This window comes from Amycolatopsis sp. NPDC051128, from assembly GCF_040682715.1.
Taxonomy (GTDB): domain Bacteria; phylum Actinomycetota; class Actinomycetes; order Mycobacteriales; family Pseudonocardiaceae; genus Amycolatopsis.
Genome location: NZ_JBFBBN010000043.1, coordinates 23,586 through 45,715, shown reverse-complemented (window position 1 = coordinate 45,715; position 22,130 = coordinate 23,586). Strand labels below are relative to the sequence as shown.

Below are 22,130 nucleotides of genomic sequence, written 5' to 3'. Positions count from 1 at the left end.
GGCAGGACGAAGGGGATTTTCACCTGCCGCGCGGCGCGAAAAGGCGTTGGATGGCGACCGCTGCGGCGCCACGCGCCCACTCCTCGAACGGCAGCGGCCGGATGACCAGGCCGCACCGGGCGGCGCTGCCGAACGCCTGGGCCGCGAAGGTCCGGCGGATCCGCTCCTCGAACAGGTCGTAGGTGGCGACCCCCTCGCCCGAGACCACCACCCGCTCCGGGCCGGCCAGGTTGACCAGCGCGGCCAGCCCCAGCCCGATCGCGTGGCCCGCCCCGGCGAAGACCTCGCGCAGCGGTTCGTCGCCACCGCGGGCGCGGGCGACGGCGTCGGCCATGCTCAGCACGGGGTCGCCCGCGACCCGCCGGGCGCGGGTCAGGATGGCCTCGGTGGACGCGATCGCTTCGACGCAGCCCTGGCCGCCGCAGTGGCAGGACGGCCCGCCTCCGTCGACCGGGACGTGCCCGATCTCGCCGGCGACGCCGTGCGCGCCGCGCACCAGCTCGCCGTTCACCACGAGCGCGCCGCCGATCCCGGCGCCCACCGTGACCAGCGCGAACGAGGACACGCCGACGCCTTCGCCGAACCACTGCTCGGCGACGGCGAGGGCCTTGACGTCGTTCTCCAGCGTCGTCGTCAGGCCGGTGGCGTCGTCGAGCAGTTCGGCCAGGGGGACGTCCCGCCAGCCGAGGAACGGCGAGTACCGGACGACGCCGGAAGCGCGGTCGACGTCGCCGGACACCGCGACGCCGAGGCAGTAGGCGCGTTCGCGCAGGTTGACGGCCTCATCGGGGGTGGGCCCGGCGAGGAGCTCGCCGACGAGGCCGGCCAGCGCCGCGACGACGTGCTCGACGTCGCGGGCGGCCAGCGGGCGGCGGGCGGCGGCCCGGACGTCGGCACGCAGGTCGGTGACCACGCCGATCAGCTCGTCGCCGGTGATCTTGACGCCGACGAAGTATTCGCGGCCGGGGCGGACGGCGAGGGGGTTCGCGGGGCGGCCGGCGCCGGGCGCGATCCGGCCCTCCGCGGCGAGTTCTTCGAGGTAGCCGGCCTCGATGAAGGGCCGGGCGGCCTTGGTGACGGCGGCGGAGGAGAGCCCGGTGCGCCGGGCGACGTCGACGCGGGACACGGGCCCCTGGGTCAGCACCGTGGTGAACACGGTCGCGGCCGCGGGACTGGTGATCGGCGCCCGCGCCGGCGCACTGCGAGGCATGGCGGCAAGGCTAGGCAAGATTAATTAACTTCGTCAAGAATTTATTTTTCCGCTCGAGTTCCCTACGCTCGGCGGCATGTCGCTCGTGGAACACGCCCCCGCGCACCGGCTCTGGCTGCTGCGCACCCCCGAGAGCTCGTACGCCTTCCGGCTCGGCTCCGACGACCGGCCGCGGCACGTCCACTGGGGTCCGCCGCTGACCCTCGCCCAGGCCACGCAGGTCGCCGCGCGCCGCAACCCGGCCGACAGCAGCTTCGACGAGCCCGGCGACGAACGGCAGGAACTGCCGGCCGAGGGCGGCGCGTTCTTCGGCGTCACGGCACTGGCCGTGCGCTACGAGGACGGAACTTCGGCGCTCGAGTGGCGTTACGAGGACTTCGCGATCGACGGCGACGCCCTCGTCGTGCGGCTCGCCGACCGGCACTACCCCCTGGAGCTTTCCCTGCACTACCGCGTGCGCGGCGACGTCGTCGAGCGCTGGACGACCTTGCGCAACACGGGAGAGGTGCCGGTTTCCTTGCTGCGCACCGACTCCGCGTCGTGGACGCTCCCCCGGCGTGACGGCGCGCGGCTGAGCCGGACGTCCGGCGCGTGGAGCGCCGAGTACGGCGTGCTGCGCGAACCGCTGCCGGTCGGCGAAACCACGCTCACCAGCCGCCGCGGCGTGTCCAGCCACCAGGTCAACCCGTGGGTGATGCTCGACGACGGCGACGCGACGGAGACGTCCGGCGAGGTGTGGTCCACCGCGCTGGCGTGGAGCGGGAGCTGGCGGATCACCGTCGAGCGCACGCACACCGGACGCGTCACGTGGACCGGCGGGTTCGGGCACGAGCACGTCGGCTGGCGGCTGCGGCCGGGCGAAACCTGGGAGACGCCGGTGTTCGCCGGGCTCTACGCGGCCGACGGCTTCGGCGGCACCAGCCGGCGCTGGCACTCCTACGTCCGCGAGTTCGTCCAGCCGCACCCCGGCGAGCTGCGGCCGGTCGTCTACAACTCCTGGGAAGCGACCGGCTGGGACGTCGACGAGCGGACCGAGACCGCGCTGGCCGCGGCGGCGGCGCGGGTCGGCGCCGAGCTGTTCGTCATGGACGACGGCTGGTTCGGCGCCCGCACCGGCGACACCGCCGGGCTCGGCGACTGGACCGCCAACGAACAGCGCTTCCCCGCCGGGCTCGGGCCGCTCGTCGACGCCGTCCACGCGCACGGGATGCGGTTCGGGCTGTGGGTCGAGCCGGAGATGGTCAACCCGGACAGCGACCTCTACCGCGCGCACCCGGACTGGGTGCTGCACATGACGAACCGCGAGCGGACGACGCTGCGGAACCAGCTGGTGCTGAACTTCGCCCGGCCGGACGTCGCGGACTGGGCGCACGAGTGGCTCGACCGGCTCGTCGGCGAGCACGGCATCGACTACCTCAAGTGGGACATGAACCGCGCCTTCACCGAAGCGGGCTGGCCGGGCGAGGACGCCGGACGCGTGTGGGTCGAGCACGTCCGCGCCGTGTACGCGATCCTCGACCGGCTGCGCGCCGACCACCCGCGCCTGCGGATCCAGGGCTGCGCGGGCGGCGGCGGCCGGACCGACCTCGGGATCATCGCCCGCACCGACGAGATCTGGGCGTCGGACAACACCGACGCCGCCGACCGGATCGCCATCCAGCACGGCTACGGCCAGCTCTACCCGGCGGGCACGATGTCGGCCTGGGTGACCGACAGCCCGAACCCGACGACGGGACGGGAGGCGCCGCTGAGCTTCCGGTTCCACGTGGCCATGGCGGGCGTGCTCGGCCTGGGCGGCGACCTGCCGCGGTGGTCCGCGGAGGAACTCGCCGAAGCGGCGTCGCTCGTGGCGCTGTACAAGGAGATCCGGCCCGTCGTGCAGCACGGCGCGCTGTACCGGCTGGCGGCCCCGGCTTCGGCGCTGACCGCGGCGCAGTACGTGCTGGGTGACGACGTGGTCGTCTTCTTCTGGCGGCGGCCCACGGAGTTCGCGCGGCCCTTCACCCCGCCCCGGCTCGCGGGACTGGATCCGGCCGGGCGCTACCGCGACCAGGACGGCGTCGTGCACGACGGCGCGGTGCTGCTGAGCCACGGTCTCGACGTCACTCTGCCGGGGAGCGGGTACGCGAGCGCGGTCGTGCGGCTGACGCGGGTGGGCTGAATTGTCGGGGGTTTGGCCTAGGCTGTCGGGGTGCCCAAGATCGCGGTGACCCGCTGGATTCCCGACGACGCGGTGAAGCTCCTCGCCGAGGCCGGCGACGTGGTCGTGTCGCCCGCCGACCGCCCGTTGACGCCCGGGGAACTGCACAAGTTCGTCGCCGGCGCCTCGGCTGTGGTCGGGATGTTGCACGACCGGCTCGACGGCGCGCTCGCCGACGCCGCCGGGCCGGAGTTGAAGGTGGTCGCGAACGTCGCGGTCGGCTACGACAACGTCGACGTCCCGGCGCTCGCCGGACGCGGCGTCGTCGTCACCAACACTCCGGGCGTGCTCACCGACGCCACCGCCGACCTCGCCTTCGGCCTGCTGCTCGCCGTCACGCGGCGCCTCGGCGAGGGTGAACGGCTGCTGCGTTCGCGCATGCCGTGGTCGTTCCACCTCGGCTTCCTGCTCGGCTCCGGCCTGCAGGGCAAGACGCTCGGCATCGTCGGGTTCGGCCAGATCGGCCGGGCGATGGCGAAGCGGGCCGAAGCGTTCGGCATGTCGATCGTCTACACCGGACGGTCGAAGCAGGAGACCGACGCGGAATTCGTGTCGTTCGAGGAACTCCTGGAACGCTCGGACGTCGTCTCGCTGCACTGCCCGCTGACGCCGGAGACGCGGCACCTCATCGACGCCGCCGCCCTGCGCGCCATGAAACCCGGCGCCTACCTGGTGAACACGACGCGCGGCCCGGTCGTCCACGAGGCCGCGCTGGCGGACGCCCTCGAAGCCGGGGAGATCGCCGGCGCCGCGCTCGACGTGTTCGAACACGAACCGGACGTCGAACCGCGCCTGCTCGGCCGCGACGACGTCGTGCTGAGCCCGCACCTCGGCTCCGCCACGGTCGAAACCCGCACCGCGATGGCCGTGCTGGCGGCCCGCAACGTCGCGGCGGTGCTCGCCGGGCGTCCCCCGCTGACGGAGGTGAAGCCGTGACCCGTGTCGTCGTCGCACCCGACAAGTTCAAGGGGAGCCTCACCGCCGTCGAGGCCGCGAACGCGATCGCGCTCGGCGTGCGCGACGCGCTGCCCGACGCCGAGATCGTCACCTGTCCCGTCGCCGACGGCGGCGAAGGCACCCTCGACGTGCTCGAAGCCGCGGGCGCCCGCATCGTCCGGCTGACGGTCCGCGGCCCGCTCGACGAAGCGGTCAAGGCGCGGTACGCCGTGCTGGACGGCACCGCGTATGTCGAGTCGGCGCGCGCGTGCGGGATCGAATTCGTCGACCCCAGCCCGGAAACCGCGCTGGCCGCCCACACGTGGGGCGTCGGCGAACTGCTCGGGGACGCGCTGATGCACGGCGCGAAGAAGCTTGTCCTGACCGTCGGCGGCACGGCCAGCACCGACGGCGGAGCCGGGATGCTGAGCGCGCTCGGCGCCGGCGTGCTCGACGCGTTCGGCGCGCCGGTCGGGCTGGGTGGCGGGACGCTGTCGAGGGTCGCGTCGACCGAGCTGGCGCCGGTGCGGGAGCGGCTGTCCGGGGTGTCCGTCGCGGTCGCGACCGACGTCACCAACCCGCTGCTCGGCCCGGACGGCGCCGCGGCGGTGTTCGGGCCGCAGAAGGGCGCCGGGCCCGCGGAAGTGGCGGCGCTCGACGAAGCGCTGGGCCGGTGGGCGCACGCGCTGCAGGTGGGCGGCGCCCCCGACGTCTCGCGGATTCCGGGCGCCGGGGCCGGCGGCGGAGTCGCGGCCGGCGCGATCGCCGGGCTGGGGGCGACCGTCGAATCCGGGTTCGACCTCATCGCCGGGCTGACCGGGGTCGACCGGGCCCTGGAGGGCGCCGACCTCGTCATCACCGGCGAAGGTTCGCTCGACGAACAGAGCCTCAACGGCAAAGCGCCTGCCGGGATCGCGGCACGGGCGCGGCCGCGCGGAGTGCCGCTGATGGCGCTCGCGGGCCGGATCGAACTCGACGAAGCCGGGCTGGCCCGGCTGGGGGTCGTGGCGAGCAGCGCGCTGATCGACCACGCGCCGTCCCTCGACCACGCCCGGCTGCATGCGGCGGAACTGCTGCGGGCCCAGGCCGCGGAGCTGATCCGCGGCTGGCGGTCCCGCTAGCGAACCGGGCGCCCGACAGCGAACGGACCTTCCGCACCCGACGGCGAAAGGCCCGTCCGCCGCGGTCAGCTCGTGTGCTGCGGCAAGACGGCGAAGGCGACTCCGCCGGCTTCGTCCTCCTGGACGTCGAGCACCTTGTCGTCGAGCAGCGCCGCGGCCTGGGGTTCGAGGAACACCTTCGGCCCTTCTTCGGCACCCAGCACGCTGTCGCCCTCCACCGGCTCGGGGGCGACCGACAGCGCCAGCTGGGCGCTTTCGCCGTCGGCGTTCTGGACCGCCAGGCGGAGCCCGGCGTCACTCTCCCCCTGGCTGGTCAGCGCGGTGATCGCCTCGGCGGCGGCTTCGGTCACGGTCAGCACTTTTCGGCCTTCCCTTCGTCGCGGTCCGATGCACTGGAAGACCCCACGCTAGGGGCGTCCGAACGGACGCGCAGTCTGAGCGGATCAGCCCTGCCGGGCTTGGCGGATGGCGTCGGCCACCGAACCGCCGGCGTAGTCCGCCCGGCCGCGTGGATCAGCGTCGGCCTGCCGGTGCGGCACGTCGACGTCCGGGGTCACCTCCTCGAAGTCCGGCGGGGCGTCCTCGACCGTCTCGTCGAGGTCGGTCGCGGGCGTCACCGCGAGCGGGCGGTCCGGAACCGGCTCCGGCTCGGCGTCGGGCTCTTCCTCGGCGAGGCGTTGCTTCATCGGCTCGCCTTCACGGATTTCTCTGGGCGTGGTGCCGTAGCGGTCGGCCGCACTCCAGTGCTCGGGTGGCTCGACGCCCTTTTCCAGGGGATCCACGCGCAGTTCGTCCTCGTCCAGCGCCTCGCTGGGGGACAAGCTTTCCGGTTCGGCCGTGTCACGATCACTCACAGGGTTCTCCCGGCGCGTAGGAATCAGTCATCGCCGGTGACCTACCCGAGGCCCCGGAGGCCGAAACCCGGGCGGTGTCACCGGGATCACATTTCTTCAACCGGTTCAACACATTCACAAGTTTGTGAACGCAAGGTAGGTTCGGATCATGGCCACCACCAGGTGCGCGCCGGAACGCCGGCTACTCGCCACCGATCCGGACCGCCACCACGAGCTCGGCACGCACGCGGCGTGGTACGCCGTGGCCGGCGTAGTGACGACCGGCCTCCAGGCCGTCCTGTTCCTCCTGCTGCGCGACGAGCTCGGCTCCCAGGTGGCGAACCTGGTCGCGATCGCGGTCACCACGGTCGGCAACACCGAATTCCATCGCCGCGTCACTTTCGCCGGGCGAAGCAGCAACGCCGGCAAGTGGCACCTGCAGGACTTCTTCACCTTCGCCTTCTACGCCGGGTACGGCTCGGCCGTGCTGGCGATCCTCGACGCCGTCGTCGACCGGCCGACGTCGTGGGAGGAGACCGGCACGCTGCTGCTCGCCAGCCTGGTGGGCGGGGTCGTTCGGTTCGCGGCGCTGCGCTGGTGGGTGTTCGCGCACCGCACCGGACCGGCCGTGACCGCGCACACCGGCTAGCGTCTGCGGACGTGGCCTCGGACGACATCAAGCCCCACGCGGGCGGCAGCGAACCGGACTACCGCTTCACCCTGGCCAACGAACGCACCTTCCTCGCGTGGCTCCGCACGGCACTCGGCCTGCTCGCCGGCGGCGTGGCGGTGCACCAGCTGGTGCCGTCACCGGCCACGGCCGGCACGGTGCTCGCCGGACTGTGCGTGGCGCTGGCGGCCGTCCTCGCCGCGACGGCGTACCCGCGGTGGCGGCGGGTCCAGATCGCGATGCGAGCCGGGGAGCCGCTGCCGCGGAGCTTGATGATCGTCGTGCTGACCGGCGGGCTGCTGGTCCTCATCGTGGCCGCCGCCGTGCTGCTGGTCGTTTCGTGAGCGGCATCGGCAAACGGGGGACGCCCGCCTGCCACGCTTGCCCACGGAGCGCACACACCACCAGGCTGATCGAACGGTCCCGAAGCGCCTCACAATCCGGTGCGCGAGGCACCCGGCCCCGCCCCGCGCGAGCCCCCGGCGAGTCGCGAATACCGCTGGTTCGCGATTATCACCACGTCAGAAGTACCGCCATTCACGCCCCGGGCCGGCCGTGACCGCCCCCGCCGGCGCCCAGGCCGAGCGCACCGGGCTCGCCTGGCGGCGGACCGCCCTCGGCTCCGCGGCCTGCACCGCCCTTCTCCTCCACTCCGCGGCCGTGCGGCACTGGGGCCTCAGTCTCGTCCCCGTCCTGTTCGCCGCAGGGACATCCGCCCTGTTCGCAGCCATCGGCGTCCACCGGGAACGGACTTTGCGCGCCCCCGAACCAGGGCCGCTGAACCCCGCGCTGCCCGCCATCGCGTCGCTCGCGGTGACCGCGACCGCCGGGTCCGTGGTCATCCTCCACTGACAGGTGAACTCGGCACATCCTGAAACCGATTAATCGCAATGTGCGCGGCCTGGTCGCGAGAACATCACGACCACTGCTGCTAACGGGGTATTAGTCGTTGAAATCTGGACTGACGGCATAGGAGGTGCTTACGATTACGCTGCGTCGCACGGAGCGCAGGTCAGCCCGGCTCACCCGGGACATCTGCGATGGAACGGTTACGGAGTGTTGAACCCCCGGCAGCGACGGTCGAGGGTCGGCCGGGGAGACGACCATGACAGCACCGCCGAGCACCACCGAACTATCCGCTTCCGCCCTTCGCGATTATCGCACGCCGGAGTCATTGCCCCGGCCAGGCGGACGCCTCACCAAGGAGGACCTCGACCCCCTCGTCAAGGACGCGGGCGGAGGAAATCCCGCGGCCATCCACTCCTTGCTCCAGATGGTCGAGCCGGTGGTGGTCCGCTACTGCCGCGCCCGCATGGGCGGCCGCGACCTCTCCTACCTCTCAGCCGACGACGTCGCCCAGGAAGTCTGCCTCGCCGTGCTGAAGGCCCTGCCCGACTACCAGGACCGCGGCGGCTCGTTCCTCTACCTCGTCCACGCGATCGCGGCCAACAAGGTCGCCGACGCCTACCGCGCCGTCGCCCGTGACCGCTCCGAGCCTGTCCCCGAACTCCCCGAGCGTCCGCTGGTCGGCAACGAGCCGGAGACCCGCGCGCTCCATCTCGACTTGGGCGCCCGCCTCGGCCGGCTGCTCGCTTCGCTGCCGCGGGTGCAGCAGGAGATCCTGACGCTGCGCATCGCGGTCGGCTTCTCGGCGCAGGAAACCGCCGAGGCACTCGGGATCTCCGCGGGGAACGTGCGCGTGACACAGCACCGCGCACTGACCCGGCTGCGCGGCATGATCCACGACGACGAGTTCTGACAGACCACCCCCAGCGGCGGGCGGGACGGGGACCTCTTTTGCCCCCTGGAAGAGGTCCCCGTCCCGCCCGCATCCACGTCCGGGCCGGTCAAGCGAGGCGATAGACCGCTTGGGCGTTGTGGTCGAAGACCGCCAGGCGCTCCGCGTCCGACAGGCCGCTCGTCAGGGCGACCGCCGCGTCCAGGACCAGGTTGTACGACGCCGCCAGTTCGCACACCGGCCAGTCCGAGCCGAACAGCAGGCGGTCCGGGCCGAACGACTCCAGCACGTGATCCACGTACCGGCGCAGGTGGCCCACCTCCCAGCCGGACCAATCGGCCTCGGTGACCAGCCCCGACACCTTGCACACCACGTTCTCGCGCCGCGCCAGCGCGGCCACCCCGGACGCCCACGGCTCCCAACCCCCCGACGCGATCGGGGGCTTCGCCGCGTGGTCCAGGACCAGCCGCAGCTCCGGCAGCCGCAACGCCACCTCCGTCGCCGCGGGCAGCTGGGCCGGGCGGACCAGCAGGTCGTACGCCAGGCCCGCCGACGCCACCGTGCTCAGCCCGGCCATGATCTCCGGGCGCAGCAGCCAGTCTTCGTCCGGCTCGGTCTCGACCTGGTGCCGGATCCCGACCAGGGGTCCCTGGGACCGCAGCGAAGCCAGCCGGTCCGCGATGTCCGGGGCCGCCAGGTCCACCCAGCCGACCACGCCCGCGATCAGCGGCTCCGCCACCGCCGTCGCCAGGAACTCCGAAGTCTCCTCGGCCGACGACACCGTCTGGACCAGGACCGTCGCGCGCATGCCGGCTGCATTGATGACCACGCGCAGGTCGTCCACCGTGTACGGACGGCGGATCGGATCGAGGGGCGCCCCCGTCATCCACGGGTACTCGCGCCGCGACGGGTCCCACAGGTGGTGGTGCGCGTCGATCATGAGACCCCTTCGGCGAGCACGACGTCGGCGCGCAGCAGCCCCTCGGCGACCAGTTCGGTCCACATCTCCGGCGGCACCACCGCGCGCGCCCGCCGCGCGTTCACGCTCACCTGCTCCGGATCGTGCGCGCCGACGACCACCGACGCCACCGCGGGGTGCGCCATCGGCAGCGCCAGCGCCGCTTCCGGCAGCTCGACGCCGTGCCGCGCGCAGATCGCCGCGATCCGCGCGGCCCGCTCGACCAGCTCCGGCGGCGCCTCGGCGTAGTCGTAGACGCGGCCCGGCTCCGCCGTCGCCAGGATGCCGCCGTTGAACACCCCGCCGGCCACCACCGCGACGTCGCGATCGGCGCACAGCGGGAGCAGCTCGTCCAGCGCCGGCTGGTCGAGCAGCGTGTACCGGCCGGCCACCAGCACGACGTCCAGGTCGGTGCGGCGGACGAACTCGCCGAGCATCGGCGCCTGGTTCATCCCGGCGCCGAACGCGCCGATCACGCCCTGCTCCCGCAGCTCGCGCAACGCCGGGAAGGCGCCACGCAGGGCCTCGTCGAAATGGTCGTCGGGATCGTGGACGTACACGACGTCGACGCGGTCGAGCCCCAGCCTGACCAGGCTGTCCTCCAGCGACCGCAGCACGCCGTCGCGGCTGAAGTCCCAGCGGCGCCGGTACGCGGCCGGCACGGCGAACCCCTGGTCGTCCAGGGCGCGGGCGCCGTCCGGGTTCGGCTCCAGCACGCGACCGACCTTCGTGGACAGCACGTACTCGTCGCGCGGGAACGCCCGCAGCACCGCGCCGAGCCGCGTCTCCGACAGCCCGAGGCCGTAGTGCGGCGCGGTGTCGAAGTAGCGGACGCCCTCGTCCCAGGCACGCCGCACGGTCGCCGCCGCGGTCTCGTCGCTGATCGCGTGGTAGAGGTTGCCCAGCTGCGCGCAGCCGAGCCCCAGCCGGGACAGGGAGAGTTCCAACGCCGTCACTCCTTCACCGGCAGTTCCCAGACCAGCCCGATGCCGGTGTCGTCGCCGGAGTAGTCGTCCTCGACGGCCAGCAACTCGGCCATTCTGGCCTGCCACGGCACGTTCGCGGGATGGTCCCGCAACGCCGCCCGCATCGCCGCGTAGTCGTCGACTTCGAGAACGTGAAACAGGTCGAGACCGTTACGCCAGATCCGCCAGCTGTGGACACCGGCCTCGCGCAGCGCGGCGTCCAGCTCGGGCGGGATCACCGCGTGGACGGACTCGTACTCGGCTTCCTTGCCCGGCTTCAGCCGGGTGTGGAGAGCCACTCTCCGCGGTGCGGGCTGGTGGGTCATCGCTCCTCCTTCGCCAGGACATGGCACGCTGGGGAGTACACCGAAACATCCGAGGTCTGTTGCAGGGAAGGGCGGACACGATGCCCGTCACCGATGTCGCGATCGACAAGATCAAGGACATGATCATCTCCGGCGAGCTGGCGCCGGGCGACCGGCTGCCCAAGGAGGCCGAGCTGGCCCAGCGGCTCGGGCTCTCCCGCAGCTCCCTGCGCGAGGCGGTGAAGGCGCTCTGCCTGATCCGCGTCCTCGACGTCCGCCAGGGCGACGGCACGTACGTCACCAGCCTCGAGCCCAACCTGCTGCTCGACGCGATGACGTTCGTGGTCGACTTCCACCGCGACGACACCGTGCTCGACTTCCTGGCCGTGCGCCGGATCCTCGAGCCCGCCGCGACCGGGCTGGCCGCGATGCACATGAGCGACGACGACATCGCCAAGCTGGGCGCACTGCTCGGGGAGCTGGAGGACTCCCCGACCGTCGAGGCGCTGGTCGCCAACGACCTGCAGTTCCACCGCAAGATCGCCGACGGCTCCGGCAACCCCGTGCTGTGCTCGCTGCTGGACAGCCTCTCCGGGCCGACCGCCCGCGCCCGGATCTGGCGGGGGCTCACCCAGGAGGGCGCGGTCGCGAAGACGCGCGAACAGCACTCGGCGATCTACGAGGCCATCGCCGCGCGCGAGCCGGAACTGGCGCGCTCGTGGGCGACCGTGCACGTCGCGGGCGTGGAGCAGTGGCTGCGCAATGCCCTGGGCACCGCGGACGACCCGACAGTGCCCGACCCGGACGCCGAGGAACCCGCCGCGGAAGCGTCCTGACACGCACTTCTCCTCGCAGTGGTCCGTGAATGTCGCATCGAGGGACTCCAAGTCTCTCAATGCGACATTCACGGACTTCGAACGTCGGATCTTCACGGGGTGAGGGTCAGGTTTGGGGCTTTCCGCCCGCGTACCGGGCGATGATCAGCGCGACCAGGATGATGGCGCCGTAGATCGCGCCCTGCCACTCCGCCGTGACGTGCGCGTAGTTGAGCAGGCTCGACACCGACGCCAGCAGCAGGACGCCGGTGAGGGCGCCGACCAGTGTGCCCTTGCCGCCGTCGAGCGAGACGCCGCCGATCACCGCCGCCGCGAAGACCTGCAGGATCATCCCGGACCCCTGGTTCGCGCCGAGCGCGCCGACGTAGCCCGTGTACGCGAGCCCGCCGATCGCGGCGAGGATCCCGGCGACGACGAACACCGCCCACGCGATCCGGTCGACGCGCACGCCGGCCGCCCGCGCGGCTTCGCGGTTGCCGCCGATCGCGTACAGCGCGCGGCCGACGCGGTGGTAGCGGAGCACCCAGCCGGCGATCGCGAACAGCGCCGCCGCCAGCCAGACCGACATCGGCAGCCCGAGGAACGTCGTCGTCGCCAGGTTCGTGAACGAGTCCGGCAGGTTGAACAGCGTCTTGCCCTTGGTCGAGCCGACCTGCACCCCGCGGAGCACGGTGAGCATGGCCAGGGTGACGATGAACGCGTTCAGCTTCAGCTTCACGATCAGGAAGCCGTTGACGAACCCGACCAGCGCCCCGCACAGCGGGATCACCAGGAGCCCGGCCGCCGCCGGCAGCTCGGCGCCGAAGCCCGCCGACGCCGCCGGGATGACGACCATCGCGCCGAGCGCCGGCGCCAGGCCCATCGTGGATTCCAGCGACAGGTCGAACTTCCCGGTGATCAGCACCAGCGACTCGCCGAGCACGACCAGCGACAGCGCCGCCGACGCGGTCAGGATGCTGACGATGTTGCTCCAGCCGACGAAGGTGTCGTCGACCAGGCCGCCGATGAGGAACACCACGACCAGCGCGGGCAGCAGCGCCAGTTCGCGCAGCCAGACGGCTTTGCGGCGCCGCGGTGGCGCGGGCAGCTCCGTCTGGGGAGAGGACATCACGTCGGTCACGAAAGCTCGACTCCTTCGATGTCGGCCACGAGGTCACCGTCGGACCACCCGGCCTGGTGTTCGGCGACGACGGCCCCGGCGCGCAGCACCAGGACCCGGTCGCTCAGGCGCAGATCGTCGAGCTCGTCGCTGACGATCAGCACCGCCTTGCCCTCGGCACGCACCCGGTCGACGACCGCGAGCAGCGCCTCCTTCGACTTCACGTCCACGCCCGCAGTCGGGTTGATCAGCACCACGACCCGCGGTTCGCTCGCCAGCGCCCGCGCCAGCACGACCTTCTGCTGGTTGCCGCCGGACAGGTCGGACACCGGCTGCTCGGCGCTCGCGGCCACGATGCCGTAGTCCGCCAGCGCCTGCGACGCCTTCGCGAACCGCGTGGACGGCGACGCGATCCCGCCGCGGCCCATCTTGTCCAGAATGGACAGTGTGGCGTTGTCCGCGACGGAGTGCGCCAGCACCAGGCCTTCGTGGTGCCGGTCGCGGGGCACGCAGCCGATCCCCGCCCGCAGCGCCGCCGGGATGTCGCCGGGGCGCAGCGGGGCGCCGTCGACGCGGATCGTGCCCGCGGACGGCGTCCGCAGGCCGTAGACCGTCTCGGCGACCTGGTGCTTCCCGCTGGCGTTGCTGCCCGCCAGCCCGACGACCTCACCGCGGCGGAGCCGGAACGAGACGTCCGAGAAGCTGTCGCCGGACAGCCCGTCGACCGCGAGGATCTCCGGGGTGTCCGCTTCCAGGGACTCCCGCATCGCCGCGTCACGGACCGACAGGCCGCCCGGCTCGCCGGTCATCGCGTCGACCAGTTCCGCGCGGCCCACCTCGGCGACCGGCGCGGTGAGCACGTGCTTCGCGTCGCGCAGCACCGTGACCGCCTGGCAGACCTCGTAGACCTCGTGCAGGTGGTGCGAGATGAACAGGAACGTCACCCCGCCCGCCTGCATCTGGCGCATCCGCTCGAAGAGCCGCTCGATGGCCTGCTTGTCCAGCTGCGCGGTCGGCTCGTCGAGGACGATGAACCGGGCGCCGTAGGACAGCGCGCGGGCGATCTCGACGAACTGGCGGTCCTCCACCGACAGCTCCCCGGCCGGGGTGTCGACGTCGACGTGCACGTCCCACGAGTCGAGCAGCTCGCGCGCCTTGCGCCGCAGCGTCTTCCAGCCGATGGCGAACCCGCCGCCCGCCTGCCGGTTGAGGAACAGGTTCTCGGCGACGGTGAGCTGCGGGACCACCATCGCGTGCTGGTACACGCAGGCGACGCGCGCCTTCCACTCGTCCTGTTTGGACAGGGGCGGGGCCGGCTGGCCGCCGAACTCGACGTGCCCGGTGTCCGTGGTGGACAGGCCGGTGAGGATGGAGACGAGCGTCGACTTGCCGGCCCCGTTGCGCCCGACGAGCGCGTGCGACTCGCCGGGGCGCACGGTGAGGCTGACGTCGTGAAGCGCCACGGTGGGGCCGTAACGCTTCCCGACACCTACGGCGCTGACCACCGGGACGGCGGGTTCGCCGGCGGGCAGCGCGGTCACAGGTTGTTCCCCCACAGGGCCTTGTCGTCCACGTTGTCCTTGGTGATGACGGGCGCGGGCAGCTGGTCCTCGAGGATCCCGGGGCTGATCTCGACGATGGTGCTGTCGTGGTCGGTCGGGCCCGGCTTGAACGTCTCGCCCGCCATGGCCTTCTTCAGCCAGTACAGGCCGTACTTCGCGTACGCGTCGGCCGGCTGGGACACCGTGGCGTCCAGTTCGCCCGCGCGGATCGCGGCCAGTTCCTGCGGGATTCCGTCGTTGGACACGAGCACGATGTGCTTCGGGTCGCCGACCGGGAAGAACAGGTTCTTGCGCTTGAGCGCCTGCAGGGTCGGCGCGAGGTAGACGCCGCCGGCCTGCATGTAGACGCCCTTGATGTCCGGGTTCGCGGTCAGCATGCTGTCGAGACCCGAAGACGCCTTGTCGGCCTTCCACTCGGCCGGGATCTCCAGGACCTGGATGCCGGGGTACTTCGACTTCATGCAGTCGCGGAAGGCTTCCGAGCGGTCGCGGCCGTTGACCGACGCGAGGTCGCCCATGATCTGCACGACCTTGCCGGACTTGACCTTCTCGCCGATCGCGTCGCAGGCCTTGGTGCCGTAGGCCTTGTTGTCGGCCCGCACCACCATCGCGACCTTGCCGCTCTCGGGGGCGACGTCGACCGCGACGACTGGCACGCCCTTGTTCTCCGCCTGCTTGAGCCCGGCGACGATCGCCGCCGAGTCCAGCGGCGTCACGACCAGGCCCTTGACGCCCTGGTTGAGGAAGGTGCCGATGTCGGTGATCAGCTTCGCCGGGTCGCTGTCGGCGTTGACCGTCGGGAGGACGTCGACGCCCTCTTCCTTGGCCATCTTGGGCACGTAGTTGTTGTAGGCCTGCCAGAACGGCGAGGTCAGCAGCGGCAGCGTCGCCCCGACCTTGCCGCCGGCGTTGCCGCCGCCCGTCGGCGCCGCGGCGTTGTCCTTAGTGGACCCGCAAGCGGCCAGTACCAGGCCGCAGACGGTGGCCGTGACGGCCACCTGGATCACCCTGTTGTGCACCGCATCCTCCTTGATGACAGCGGAAAATCAAGTCTTCTAGTCGTGGGAAACCGGGCCGCGAGGACGCAGGCCGTACATGCCGCCGTCGACCGCGAGCGCGGTCCCGGTGGTCGAACCGGACAGGGGACTGGCGAGGTACACGATCGCGTTCGCGACCTCGTCGGCGGTGACCAGACGGCCCATCGGCTGGCGCGCGGCGAGCGCCGCGCGTTCGGCCGCCGGGTCGTCGGCGGCGTCGAGCAGCCGGCCCACCCACGGGGTGTCCGCCGTTCCCGGGCACACGCAGTTGACGCGGATCCGGTCGGGCAGGTGGTCGGTCGCCATGGCCAGGGTCAGCGAGAGCACCGCGCCCTTGCTGGCCGAGTAGAGCGCGCGGTTGGGCAGGCCGGCCCAGGCCGCGATGGAGCAGGTGTTGACGATCGCCGCGGTCGGCGAGTTCTTCAGGTGGGGCAAGGCGGCCCGGGCGAGCCGGACCATGCCGACGACGTTGACGTCGAACACGCGGTGCCATTCGTCGTCGCCGTTGGCGGTGACGTCGCCCTGCGCGCCGATGCCCGCGTTGTTGACGAGGATGTCGAGGCGCCCGAAGCGTTCCACGACGGCGTCGATCGCTTCGCGGACTTCGTCGTCGGAGGAGACGTCGCAGCGGAACCCGTCATCGCCCGGGTTCAGATCGAGGACCGCCACCTGGGCACCGCGTCCGGCCAGCAAGGTCGCGACCGCCTTGCCGATCCCCGAGGCGCCTCCGGTGACGGCGGCCACCAGGCCCTCGAATTCACTCACGCGCGGTCTCCGTCCACTCTGGACCGTCCGGGAAGCGGAACCGGCGCAGCGTCGCGTCGTGCATGCGCGCGGAGAACCCGGGTGCGGTCGGGGCGAGGTACCGGCCGCGGTCGACGACGGCCGGGTCGGTGAAGTGCTCGTGCAGGTGGTCGACCCACTCGATCGAGCGGTCCGCGTCGGTGCCGGACACCGCGACGAAGTCGAACATCGACAGGTGCCGGACGAGCTCGCAGAGCCCGACCCCGCCGGCGTGCGGGCACACCGGGACGCCGAACTTGGCGGCCAGCAGCAGGATCGCCAGGTTCTCGTTGAACCCGCCGACGCGGGCGGCGTCCAGCTGGAGCACCGAGATCGCGTTCGCCTGCAGCAGCTGTTTGAAGACCACACGGTTCTGCACGTGCTCGCCGGTGGCGACGCGGATCGGGGCGAGCGCCTTCGCGATCGCCGCGTGGCCGAGGACGTCGTCCGGCGAGGTCGGTTCCTCGATCCAGTACGGGTCGAACGGCGCCAGCGCGGTCATCCAGGTGACCGCGGCGGCGACGTCCCAGCGCTGGTTGGCGTCGACGGCGACGGCAATGCCGGGGCCGACCGTCTCGCGGGCCAGCTTCATCCGCCGGACGTCGTCCTCGAGGTTGCCGCCGACCTTCAGCTTGATCATCTCGAAGCCGTCCGCGACGGCCTGTTCGGCCAGCCGCACGAGCTTCGTGTCCGCGTACCCGAGCCAGCCGGGAGACGTGCTGTAGGCGCGATAGCCGTTCGCTTCGAGCCGCGCGGTGCGCTCGGCGCGGCCGGGCTCGGCGGCGCGCAGGATGTCGAGGGCCTCGGCTTCGGTGAGCGCGTCGGAGAGGTAGCGGAAGTCGACGAGACTCACCAGCTCCTCGGGGCTCATCCGCGCCGCGAACTTCCAGACCGGCAGGCCCGCGCGGCGCGCGGCGAGGTCCCACGCGGCGTTGACCACCGCCCCGACGGCCATGTGCGCGACCCCTTTTTCCGGGCCCAGCCAGCGGAACTGCGAGTCGCCGACGAGCGTGCGCGACAGGTCGCCGAGCGCGGCCGCGTCCTCCGGGACGTCCCGGCCGACGACGTGCGGCGCGAGCGCGCGGATCGCGGCGGCCTGGACGTCGTTGCCGCGGCCGATGGTGAACGCGAGCCCGTAGCCGTCCGGGCCTTCGTCGACGTGCAGCACGACGTAGGCGGCGGAGTAGTCCGGGTCGGGGTTCATCGCGTCCGAGCCGTCGAGCTCCCGGGAGGTGGGGAACCGGACGTCCAGCACCTCCATGCCGATGATCTTCGCCATGTCAGGCCTGCCTCGCCGTCTGGCGCTGCCGGCCGAGGCCGTCGATCTCCAGCTCGATCACGTCGCCGTCGCGCAGGTAGGGCTTCGGGTCCGGCTGCCCGAGGGCGACGCCTTCGGGGGTGCCGGTGTTGATCAGGTCGCCGGGACGCAGCACCATCACCTGGCTCAGGTGGTGGACGATCTCGGCCACGGAGAAGATCATGTCCTTGGTGGACGAATCCTGCTTCTTCTCGCCGTTGACCCACAGCCGCAGGCCGAGGTTCTGCGGATCGGGCACCTCGCCCGCCGGGACCAGCGCCGGGCCGAGCGGGTTGAAGTTCTCGCAGGACTTGCCCTTGTCCCACTGGGCGGTGCGGAACTGGAGCTCACGCTCGGAGACGTCGTTCGAGACGACGTAGCCGGCCACGTGCCCGAGGGCTTCCTGGACGCTGCCGAGGTAGCGGGCGGTCTTGCCGATGACGACGCCCAGCTCGACCTCCCAGTCGGTGCTGACCGACCGGCGCGGGATGAGGACGTCGTCGCCGGGGCCGATCACGACGTCCGGCGCCTTCATGAAGACGACGGGCTCGGCCGGGGGCGTCGCGCCGGTCTCCTCGGCGTGGCGGCGGTAGTTCATGCCGATGCAGACGACCTTGCCGGGCTGGGCGATGGGCGCGCCGACGCGAAGGCCGTCGACGTCGGCGCGGGGCAGCTCGCCGGCGGCGAGCGCGGCGGCCGCGCGCGCGACACCGTCCGCGGCGAGGAAGCCGCCGTCGATGTCGGCGGTGAGCCCGCCCAGCTCGTAGGTCGTGCCGTCGTCGGCACGCACGAACGGACGCTCACTTCCCGGCTCTCCGAGGCGCACAAGCTGCACGGACATTCCCTTCACCCACACTGACCAGACATCCGATGTATAGCGCAGTCGCCACCCTGAATCTAGAGTCCTGACCCAATCGGGGCGAAATTGATCGGATCAGTCTCGGTTCGCCGCTCGCCTGACCACGAGGTGTCACCGATCACAGCCGGAATAGCGCCGGCCCCGGCGCCGCTGGTCCGAGTCAGGGACTCGAGGAGGCTCATGACCACCACGGCGGAACGTACCGCGCCCGGCAGGCGGGCGCAGCTGAAGTTCGTCCTCGTCCTGGGCGGCCTCTCGGCGTTCGGGCCCCTGTCGATCGACATGTACCTGCCCGCGCTGCCGCGGATGGCGAACGACCTCCACGCGGCGGACACCACGGTCCAGCTGACGCTCAGCGCGTTCATCGCGGGCCTGGCACTCGGCCAGCTCGTGCTCGGCCCCCTGTCGGACGCCTTGGGCCGCCGCCGTCCGTTGCTGGTGGGCCTCGTGCTGTACGTCGTGGGCTCGGTGCTGTGCGCGGTCAGCCCGGACGCCTGGCTGCTGGTCGCCGCCCGTCTCGTGCAGTCGCTCGGCGCGGCCGCCGGCATCGTGATCGCCCGCGCCACGGTGCGGGACCTGTACTCCGGCACCGCGATGACGAAGTTCTTCTCGACGCTGATGCTGGTCAGCGGGCTGGCCCCGATCCTGGCCCCGCTCATCGGCGGGCAGCTGCTGAACTGGACGTCCTGGCGCGGGGTGTTCGTCGTGCTCACCGCGTTCGGCGCGCTGCTGCTGGCCGTGGTGCTGTTCGCGTTGCCGGAGCCGTCTTCACAGCGCTCCCCCGCCCGGCTCGGCCAGGTGATGCGCACGTACGCGCGGCTGGCGCGCGACCGCGGTTTCGCGGGTTACGCGCTGGCGTCCGGGCTGCTGTTCGCGTCGATGTTCGCCTACATCTCGGGTTCGTCGTTCGCGCTGCAGGGCGTCTACGGGCTCAGCCCGCAGGCGTACAGCGTGGTGTTCGGCGCGAACGGCGTCGGCATCGTGCTGACCGGGCAGCTCAACGGCAGGCTCGTGGGGCGGATCCGGGAACGGGCACTGCTTCTTTCCGGGCTGCTCCTCGGCGTGCTCGGCGGGGTTTCGGTGCTGCTCGCGGTCCTTTTCCGGGCTCCGCTGCCGGTGCTGCTGGTGGCGTTGTTCCTGCTGGTGTCGAGCATCGGCCTGGTGATGCCGAACGCGAGTTCCCTGGCGCTGGCCGAGCACGCTCGTTCCGCCGGGGCGGCGTCGGCGCTGCTGGGGGTGCTGCAGTTCGTCGTGGGCGCGGTGGCGACGCCGCTGGTGGGCCTCGGCGGGCCGGGCACGGCACTCCCGATGGCGGTGACCATGGCGGGCTTCGCGGTCTTGGCGTTGGCGGCTTTCCTGGCGCTGACCCGGAACGTCGAGCCGACGACGGATCAGCCCGTCGGCCGGGTGGCATAACCGGGGAACCACACCAGTCCGATCGGTCGAACACCTCCGGGTGGTCGACGATCTCGCGGACCCGCCTTGCCCAGGTCATCAGCCAGGCGTCAGCCGACCGCTCGGCGACCTGAGCGGCATCGAGGAACTGCTGCTTCGACTGCGCGTGGCCGACCATGCAGTACAGGCTGCTGAGCAAGGTCTCCCGGGAACGGGGAGGACAAGCCGGATCGGCGATCACCTCCAACAGCAGAGGCAGGCGCTCGGGTTCGGCGATCAGGATGTCCCAGTCCTGCACCGGCTCCTCGGCGCCGCTGTACGCCCAGGCACGGATCTTCGCATCCGTCGGGTAGTAGGCGTCTTCGTCGAAGGGCACTGCGTCCATACGCGATGCTCGCACGGACGTCAGGTCAGCGACGCCAGATCCGCGGTCTTGAGCTGCTCCGCCGTCACCTTCGCCCGGCTGTCGACCAGCGCGCCCAGCGCGTCCCCGTCGTCCCACATGTTCACGTTCATCGCCGCCGCCACGCTGCCCTCGCGCAGCCAGAACGCCGTGAACTCCCGGGCCGCCAGGTCGCCGCGCACCACCAGTTCGTCGGACGCCGGGTCGGCCAGCCCGCGGTACTCGCAGCCCAGTTCGTACTGGTCGGTGAAGAAGTACGGCGAGGCGAGGAACGGTTCGTTCTCCCCCAGCAGGTTCTGCGCGACGTGCGTGCCCTGGTCCTTCGCGTTGGCCCAGTGCTCGACGCGGACGCGGCGGCCGTAGCGCGGGTGGAAGTGAGCCGCGATGTCGCCGACCGCGTAGACGTCCGGGGCCGCCGTGCGCAGGCCCGCGTCCACGCTCACCCCGCCGTCGTCGGACAGCTCGAGGCCGGCCGCGTGGGCCAGTTCCACCCGCGGCGCCGCGCCGACCGCGATCAGGACCACGTCCGCCGTCAGCTCTTCGCCGCCACCGAGGCGGACGCCGCGGACGCCGTCCGGGCCGCCCGTGATCTCCGCGACCTGCTCGCCCAGCCGCCAGTGCACGCCCTTTTCGGTGTGCAGGTCGCGGAAAACCCCGCCGACGGTCTCGCCGACGACGTTGGCCAGCGGCACCGCGACCGGGTCCACGACCGTCACGTCGGCGTTGTGCGTCCGGGCCGCCGCGGCGGCTTCGGAGCCGATCCAGCCGGCGCCGACGATCACCACGCGCTCCGCCTCGGCGAACGCCGAGCGCAGCTTGAGCGAGTCGTCGAGGGTGCGCAGCGTGTACAGCCCGGGCAGGTCGCCGCCGGGCACCGGCAGGGACCGCGGCCGGGAGCCGGTCGCGAGCACGAGCCGGTCGTAGCGGTGCTCGCCGCCCGCGTCGTCCAGCACCAGCCGCGCGCCCAGCTCGATCCGGGTCACGGTGACACCGGGGCTGAACCGGATGTCGTGCCCGTCGTAGTACTTCTCTTCGTGCACCCAGTCGGGCTCGTCGGCGTTGCCCAGCAGCACCCCCTTCGACAGCGGTGGCAGCTCGTAGGGGCGGTGCGGATCCGAGCCCATCAGCAGGACTTCGCCGGTGTAGCCGCGTTCGCGCAACGCGGCCGCGGCGGACGCCCCGCCGAGACCCGCTCCGACGATGACGATCTTCCGCGGCTCCGACATCCCGACCTCCCACAACGACGGCGACCCGTGCCGCGGACGCTACTCCCGAACCCCCGGCGCCACATCCCCACACCTGGTACGCCGGAAGCCGCGGACCGCAAGGGGAAAGCCGCGAGTACGCAGATCGGGTGAACTGGCGTCATAGCGGTCCCGGAGTCCCCTCCCACCCTCGCACGGAGCACGACCACCAAGAGCAATCGGAGGGCTGCGGCCATGAGTCGGGGCGAGTGGTCGATCGGCTGCCGGGATCTGGCCGGCAGACGCAGAGACGTGACGGTGTTCGTCAGCGAGGACAAGGTGGTGCTGGTGGCGCCGCCGGGCGAGGCGGCGGTACTCGGCCCGCTCGACGTCGGACGGCTGCGGGCCGCCCTGCGCGACGCCGTCGTGGCGACGACCGACGAGACGACCGAAGACTGACCACCACCATTCCTGCTCCCGAGCAGGCCGGCGCCGGGCCCGGGAGCCAGCGCGAAGGGACCGGCCATGACGACCTGCTCGTGATCCGGCGCGCCGCACCGGCACCGGACGCGGCGTCGTCGCCCCGCCCGATCTGGCGTCGTCGTGTGTGATCCCCGCGAGTTCCGCCGAAACCCTGGCACCACGGCGACGAGTACTTCTACCCTCGCGCGAGGCCCGTTCACCGGAGCGGGCCGGTGAACTGGGGAGTTCGGAATGCCGGAAACCAGCACTGGGGAAC

General features: G+C 72.0%; 23 protein-coding genes. 10 read left to right on the top strand and 13 right to left on the bottom strand.

All coding sequences use genetic code 11. The features are described 5' to 3' along the window. Positions 1–19: 19 nt before the first annotated feature. Positions 20–1,210: an ROK family protein gene (locus tag AB0M82_RS33690; protein ID WP_364730710.1), complete on the bottom strand. Its 1,191-nt coding sequence runs from the start codon at positions 1,208–1,210 to the stop codon at positions 20–22. Between the two features lie 76 nt (positions 1,211–1,286). Between AB0M82_RS33690 and AB0M82_RS33685 the strand changes: the two genes are divergently transcribed. The 3 genes from AB0M82_RS33685 to AB0M82_RS33675 are packed head-to-tail and all read left to right on the top strand — an operon-like array spanning position 1,287 to position 5,467. Beyond that, positions 1,287–3,371, top strand: coding sequence for an alpha-galactosidase (locus tag AB0M82_RS33685; protein ID WP_364730707.1), 2,085 nt, complete (start codon positions 1,287–1,289; stop codon positions 3,369–3,371). Positions 3,372–3,401: 30 nt separating this feature from the next. Further along, positions 3,402–4,346, top strand: a complete 945-nt coding sequence (locus AB0M82_RS33680; RefSeq protein ID WP_364730705.1) for a D-glycerate dehydrogenase — start codon at positions 3,402–3,404, stop codon at positions 4,344–4,346. Continuing rightward, a complete protein-coding gene (locus AB0M82_RS33675) occupies positions 4,343–5,467 on the top strand; it encodes a glycerate kinase (protein WP_364730703.1) in 1,125 nt (374 codons plus the stop codon). The genes AB0M82_RS33680 and AB0M82_RS33675 overlap by 4 nt, the downstream gene beginning before the upstream one ends. A 65-nt stretch (positions 5,468–5,532) precedes the next feature. On the opposite strand, the gene AB0M82_RS33670 is transcribed toward AB0M82_RS33675, so the two are convergent. Both AB0M82_RS33670 and AB0M82_RS33665 read right to left on the bottom strand, forming a co-directional pair. After that, a complete protein-coding gene (locus AB0M82_RS33670; RefSeq protein WP_364730700.1) occupies positions 5,533–5,826 on the bottom strand; it encodes an iron-sulfur cluster biosynthesis family protein in 294 nt (97 codons plus the stop codon). A gap of 84 nt (positions 5,827–5,910) precedes the next feature. Then, a complete protein-coding gene (locus tag AB0M82_RS33665) occupies positions 5,911–6,321 on the bottom strand; it encodes a hypothetical protein (RefSeq protein WP_364730697.1) in 411 nt (136 codons plus the stop codon). Positions 6,322–6,469: 148 nt separating this feature from the next. Between AB0M82_RS33665 and AB0M82_RS33660 the strand changes: the two genes are divergently transcribed. The 4 genes from AB0M82_RS33660 (at position 6,470) to shbA (ending at position 8,729) form a co-directional block, all read left to right on the top strand. Further along, positions 6,470–6,949 carry a GtrA family protein gene (locus AB0M82_RS33660; RefSeq protein WP_364730694.1) on the top strand — a complete coding sequence of 160 codons (480 nt, stop codon included), beginning with the start codon at positions 6,470–6,472 and terminating at the stop codon, positions 6,947–6,949. Positions 6,950–6,960: 11 nt separating this feature from the next. Next, positions 6,961–7,314: a DUF202 domain-containing protein gene (locus AB0M82_RS33655; RefSeq protein ID WP_364730691.1), complete on the top strand. Its 354-nt coding sequence runs from the start codon at positions 6,961–6,963 to the stop codon at positions 7,312–7,314. Positions 7,315–7,525: 211 nt separating this feature from the next. Beyond that, entirely contained in the window at positions 7,526–7,822 is a 297-nt protein-coding gene (locus AB0M82_RS33650) for a DUF202 domain-containing protein (protein WP_364730688.1), read from the top strand. Positions 7,823–8,075: 253 nt separating this feature from the next. Beyond that, positions 8,076–8,729 (top strand): RNA polymerase sigma factor ShbA, encoded by a 654-nt coding sequence (shbA, locus tag AB0M82_RS33645; RefSeq protein WP_364730685.1) that lies wholly within the window; start codon positions 8,076–8,078, stop codon positions 8,727–8,729. A gap of 88 nt (positions 8,730–8,817) precedes the next feature. Here the strand turns inward: shbA and AB0M82_RS33640 are convergent, their stop codons facing one another. From AB0M82_RS33640 to AB0M82_RS33630, 3 genes are read right to left on the bottom strand one after another with little or no spacing between them, the layout of a single operon-like run. Continuing rightward, positions 8,818–9,648, bottom strand: a complete 831-nt coding sequence (locus tag AB0M82_RS33640) for an amidohydrolase family protein (protein ID WP_364730683.1) — start codon at positions 9,646–9,648, stop codon at positions 8,818–8,820. Further along, entirely contained in the window at positions 9,645–10,613 is a 969-nt protein-coding gene (locus AB0M82_RS33635) for an aldo/keto reductase (protein WP_364730681.1), read from the bottom strand. Before AB0M82_RS33635 ends, AB0M82_RS33640 begins: the two co-directional genes overlap by 4 nt. 5 nt (positions 10,614–10,618) lie before the next feature. Then, a complete protein-coding gene (locus AB0M82_RS33630; protein WP_364730679.1) occupies positions 10,619–10,957 on the bottom strand; it encodes an L-rhamnose mutarotase in 339 nt (112 codons plus the stop codon). 80 nt (positions 10,958–11,037) lie between these two features. Here AB0M82_RS33630 and AB0M82_RS33625 point away from each other — a divergent pair, with 80 nt between their 5' ends. Further along, positions 11,038–11,772, top strand: coding sequence for a FadR/GntR family transcriptional regulator (locus AB0M82_RS33625; RefSeq protein ID WP_364730676.1), 735 nt, complete (start codon positions 11,038–11,040; stop codon positions 11,770–11,772). A gap of 106 nt (positions 11,773–11,878) precedes the next feature. Here AB0M82_RS33625 and AB0M82_RS33620 read toward each other — a convergent pair whose 3' ends face one another. From AB0M82_RS33620 to AB0M82_RS33595, 6 genes are read right to left on the bottom strand one after another with little or no spacing between them, the layout of a single operon-like run. Then, positions 11,879–12,892, bottom strand: a complete 1,014-nt coding sequence (locus AB0M82_RS33620; protein WP_364730673.1) for an ABC transporter permease — start codon at positions 12,890–12,892, stop codon at positions 11,879–11,881. Continuing rightward, on the bottom strand, positions 12,889–14,412 hold the full coding sequence (locus AB0M82_RS33615) for a sugar ABC transporter ATP-binding protein (protein ID WP_364730670.1): 1,524 nt from the start codon (positions 14,410–14,412) through the stop codon (positions 12,889–12,891). The genes AB0M82_RS33620 and AB0M82_RS33615 overlap by 4 nt, the downstream gene beginning before the upstream one ends. Continuing rightward, entirely contained in the window at positions 14,409–15,440 is a 1,032-nt protein-coding gene (locus AB0M82_RS33610; RefSeq protein ID WP_364730813.1) for a sugar ABC transporter substrate-binding protein, read from the bottom strand. The genes AB0M82_RS33615 and AB0M82_RS33610 overlap by 4 nt, the downstream gene beginning before the upstream one ends. 48 nt (positions 15,441–15,488) lie before the next feature. Further along, entirely contained in the window at positions 15,489–16,235 is a 747-nt protein-coding gene (locus AB0M82_RS33605) for an SDR family oxidoreductase (protein ID WP_364730667.1), read from the bottom strand. After that, entirely contained in the window at positions 16,228–17,532 is a 1,305-nt protein-coding gene (locus AB0M82_RS33600; RefSeq protein ID WP_364730664.1) for an enolase C-terminal domain-like protein, read from the bottom strand. The genes AB0M82_RS33605 and AB0M82_RS33600 overlap by 8 nt, the downstream gene beginning before the upstream one ends. Position 17,533: 1 nt before the next feature. Next, positions 17,534–18,385: a fumarylacetoacetate hydrolase family protein gene (locus tag AB0M82_RS33595; protein ID WP_364730810.1), complete on the bottom strand. Its 852-nt coding sequence runs from the start codon at positions 18,383–18,385 to the stop codon at positions 17,534–17,536. Between the two features lie 204 nt (positions 18,386–18,589). Here AB0M82_RS33595 and AB0M82_RS33590 point away from each other — a divergent pair, with 204 nt between their 5' ends. Beyond that, the gene (locus tag AB0M82_RS33590) at positions 18,590–19,825 is read left to right on the top strand and encodes a multidrug effflux MFS transporter (protein WP_364730662.1); all 1,236 of its coding nucleotides are present in this window, start codon (positions 18,590–18,592) and stop codon (positions 19,823–19,825) included. A 384-nt stretch (positions 19,826–20,209) separates the two neighbouring features. On the opposite strand, the gene AB0M82_RS33585 is transcribed toward AB0M82_RS33590, so the two are convergent. Beyond that, complete coding sequence (locus AB0M82_RS33585; protein ID WP_364730660.1) at positions 20,210–21,433, bottom strand: FAD-dependent oxidoreductase; 1,224 nt, start codon at positions 21,431–21,433, stop codon at positions 20,210–20,212. Positions 21,434–21,646: 213 nt separating this feature from the next. On the opposite strand from AB0M82_RS33585, the gene AB0M82_RS33580 reads away from it, so the two are divergent. Continuing rightward, a complete protein-coding gene (locus tag AB0M82_RS33580) occupies positions 21,647–21,850 on the top strand; it encodes a hypothetical protein (RefSeq protein ID WP_364730657.1) in 204 nt (67 codons plus the stop codon). The last annotated feature ends 280 nt before the right edge of the window (positions 21,851–22,130 follow it).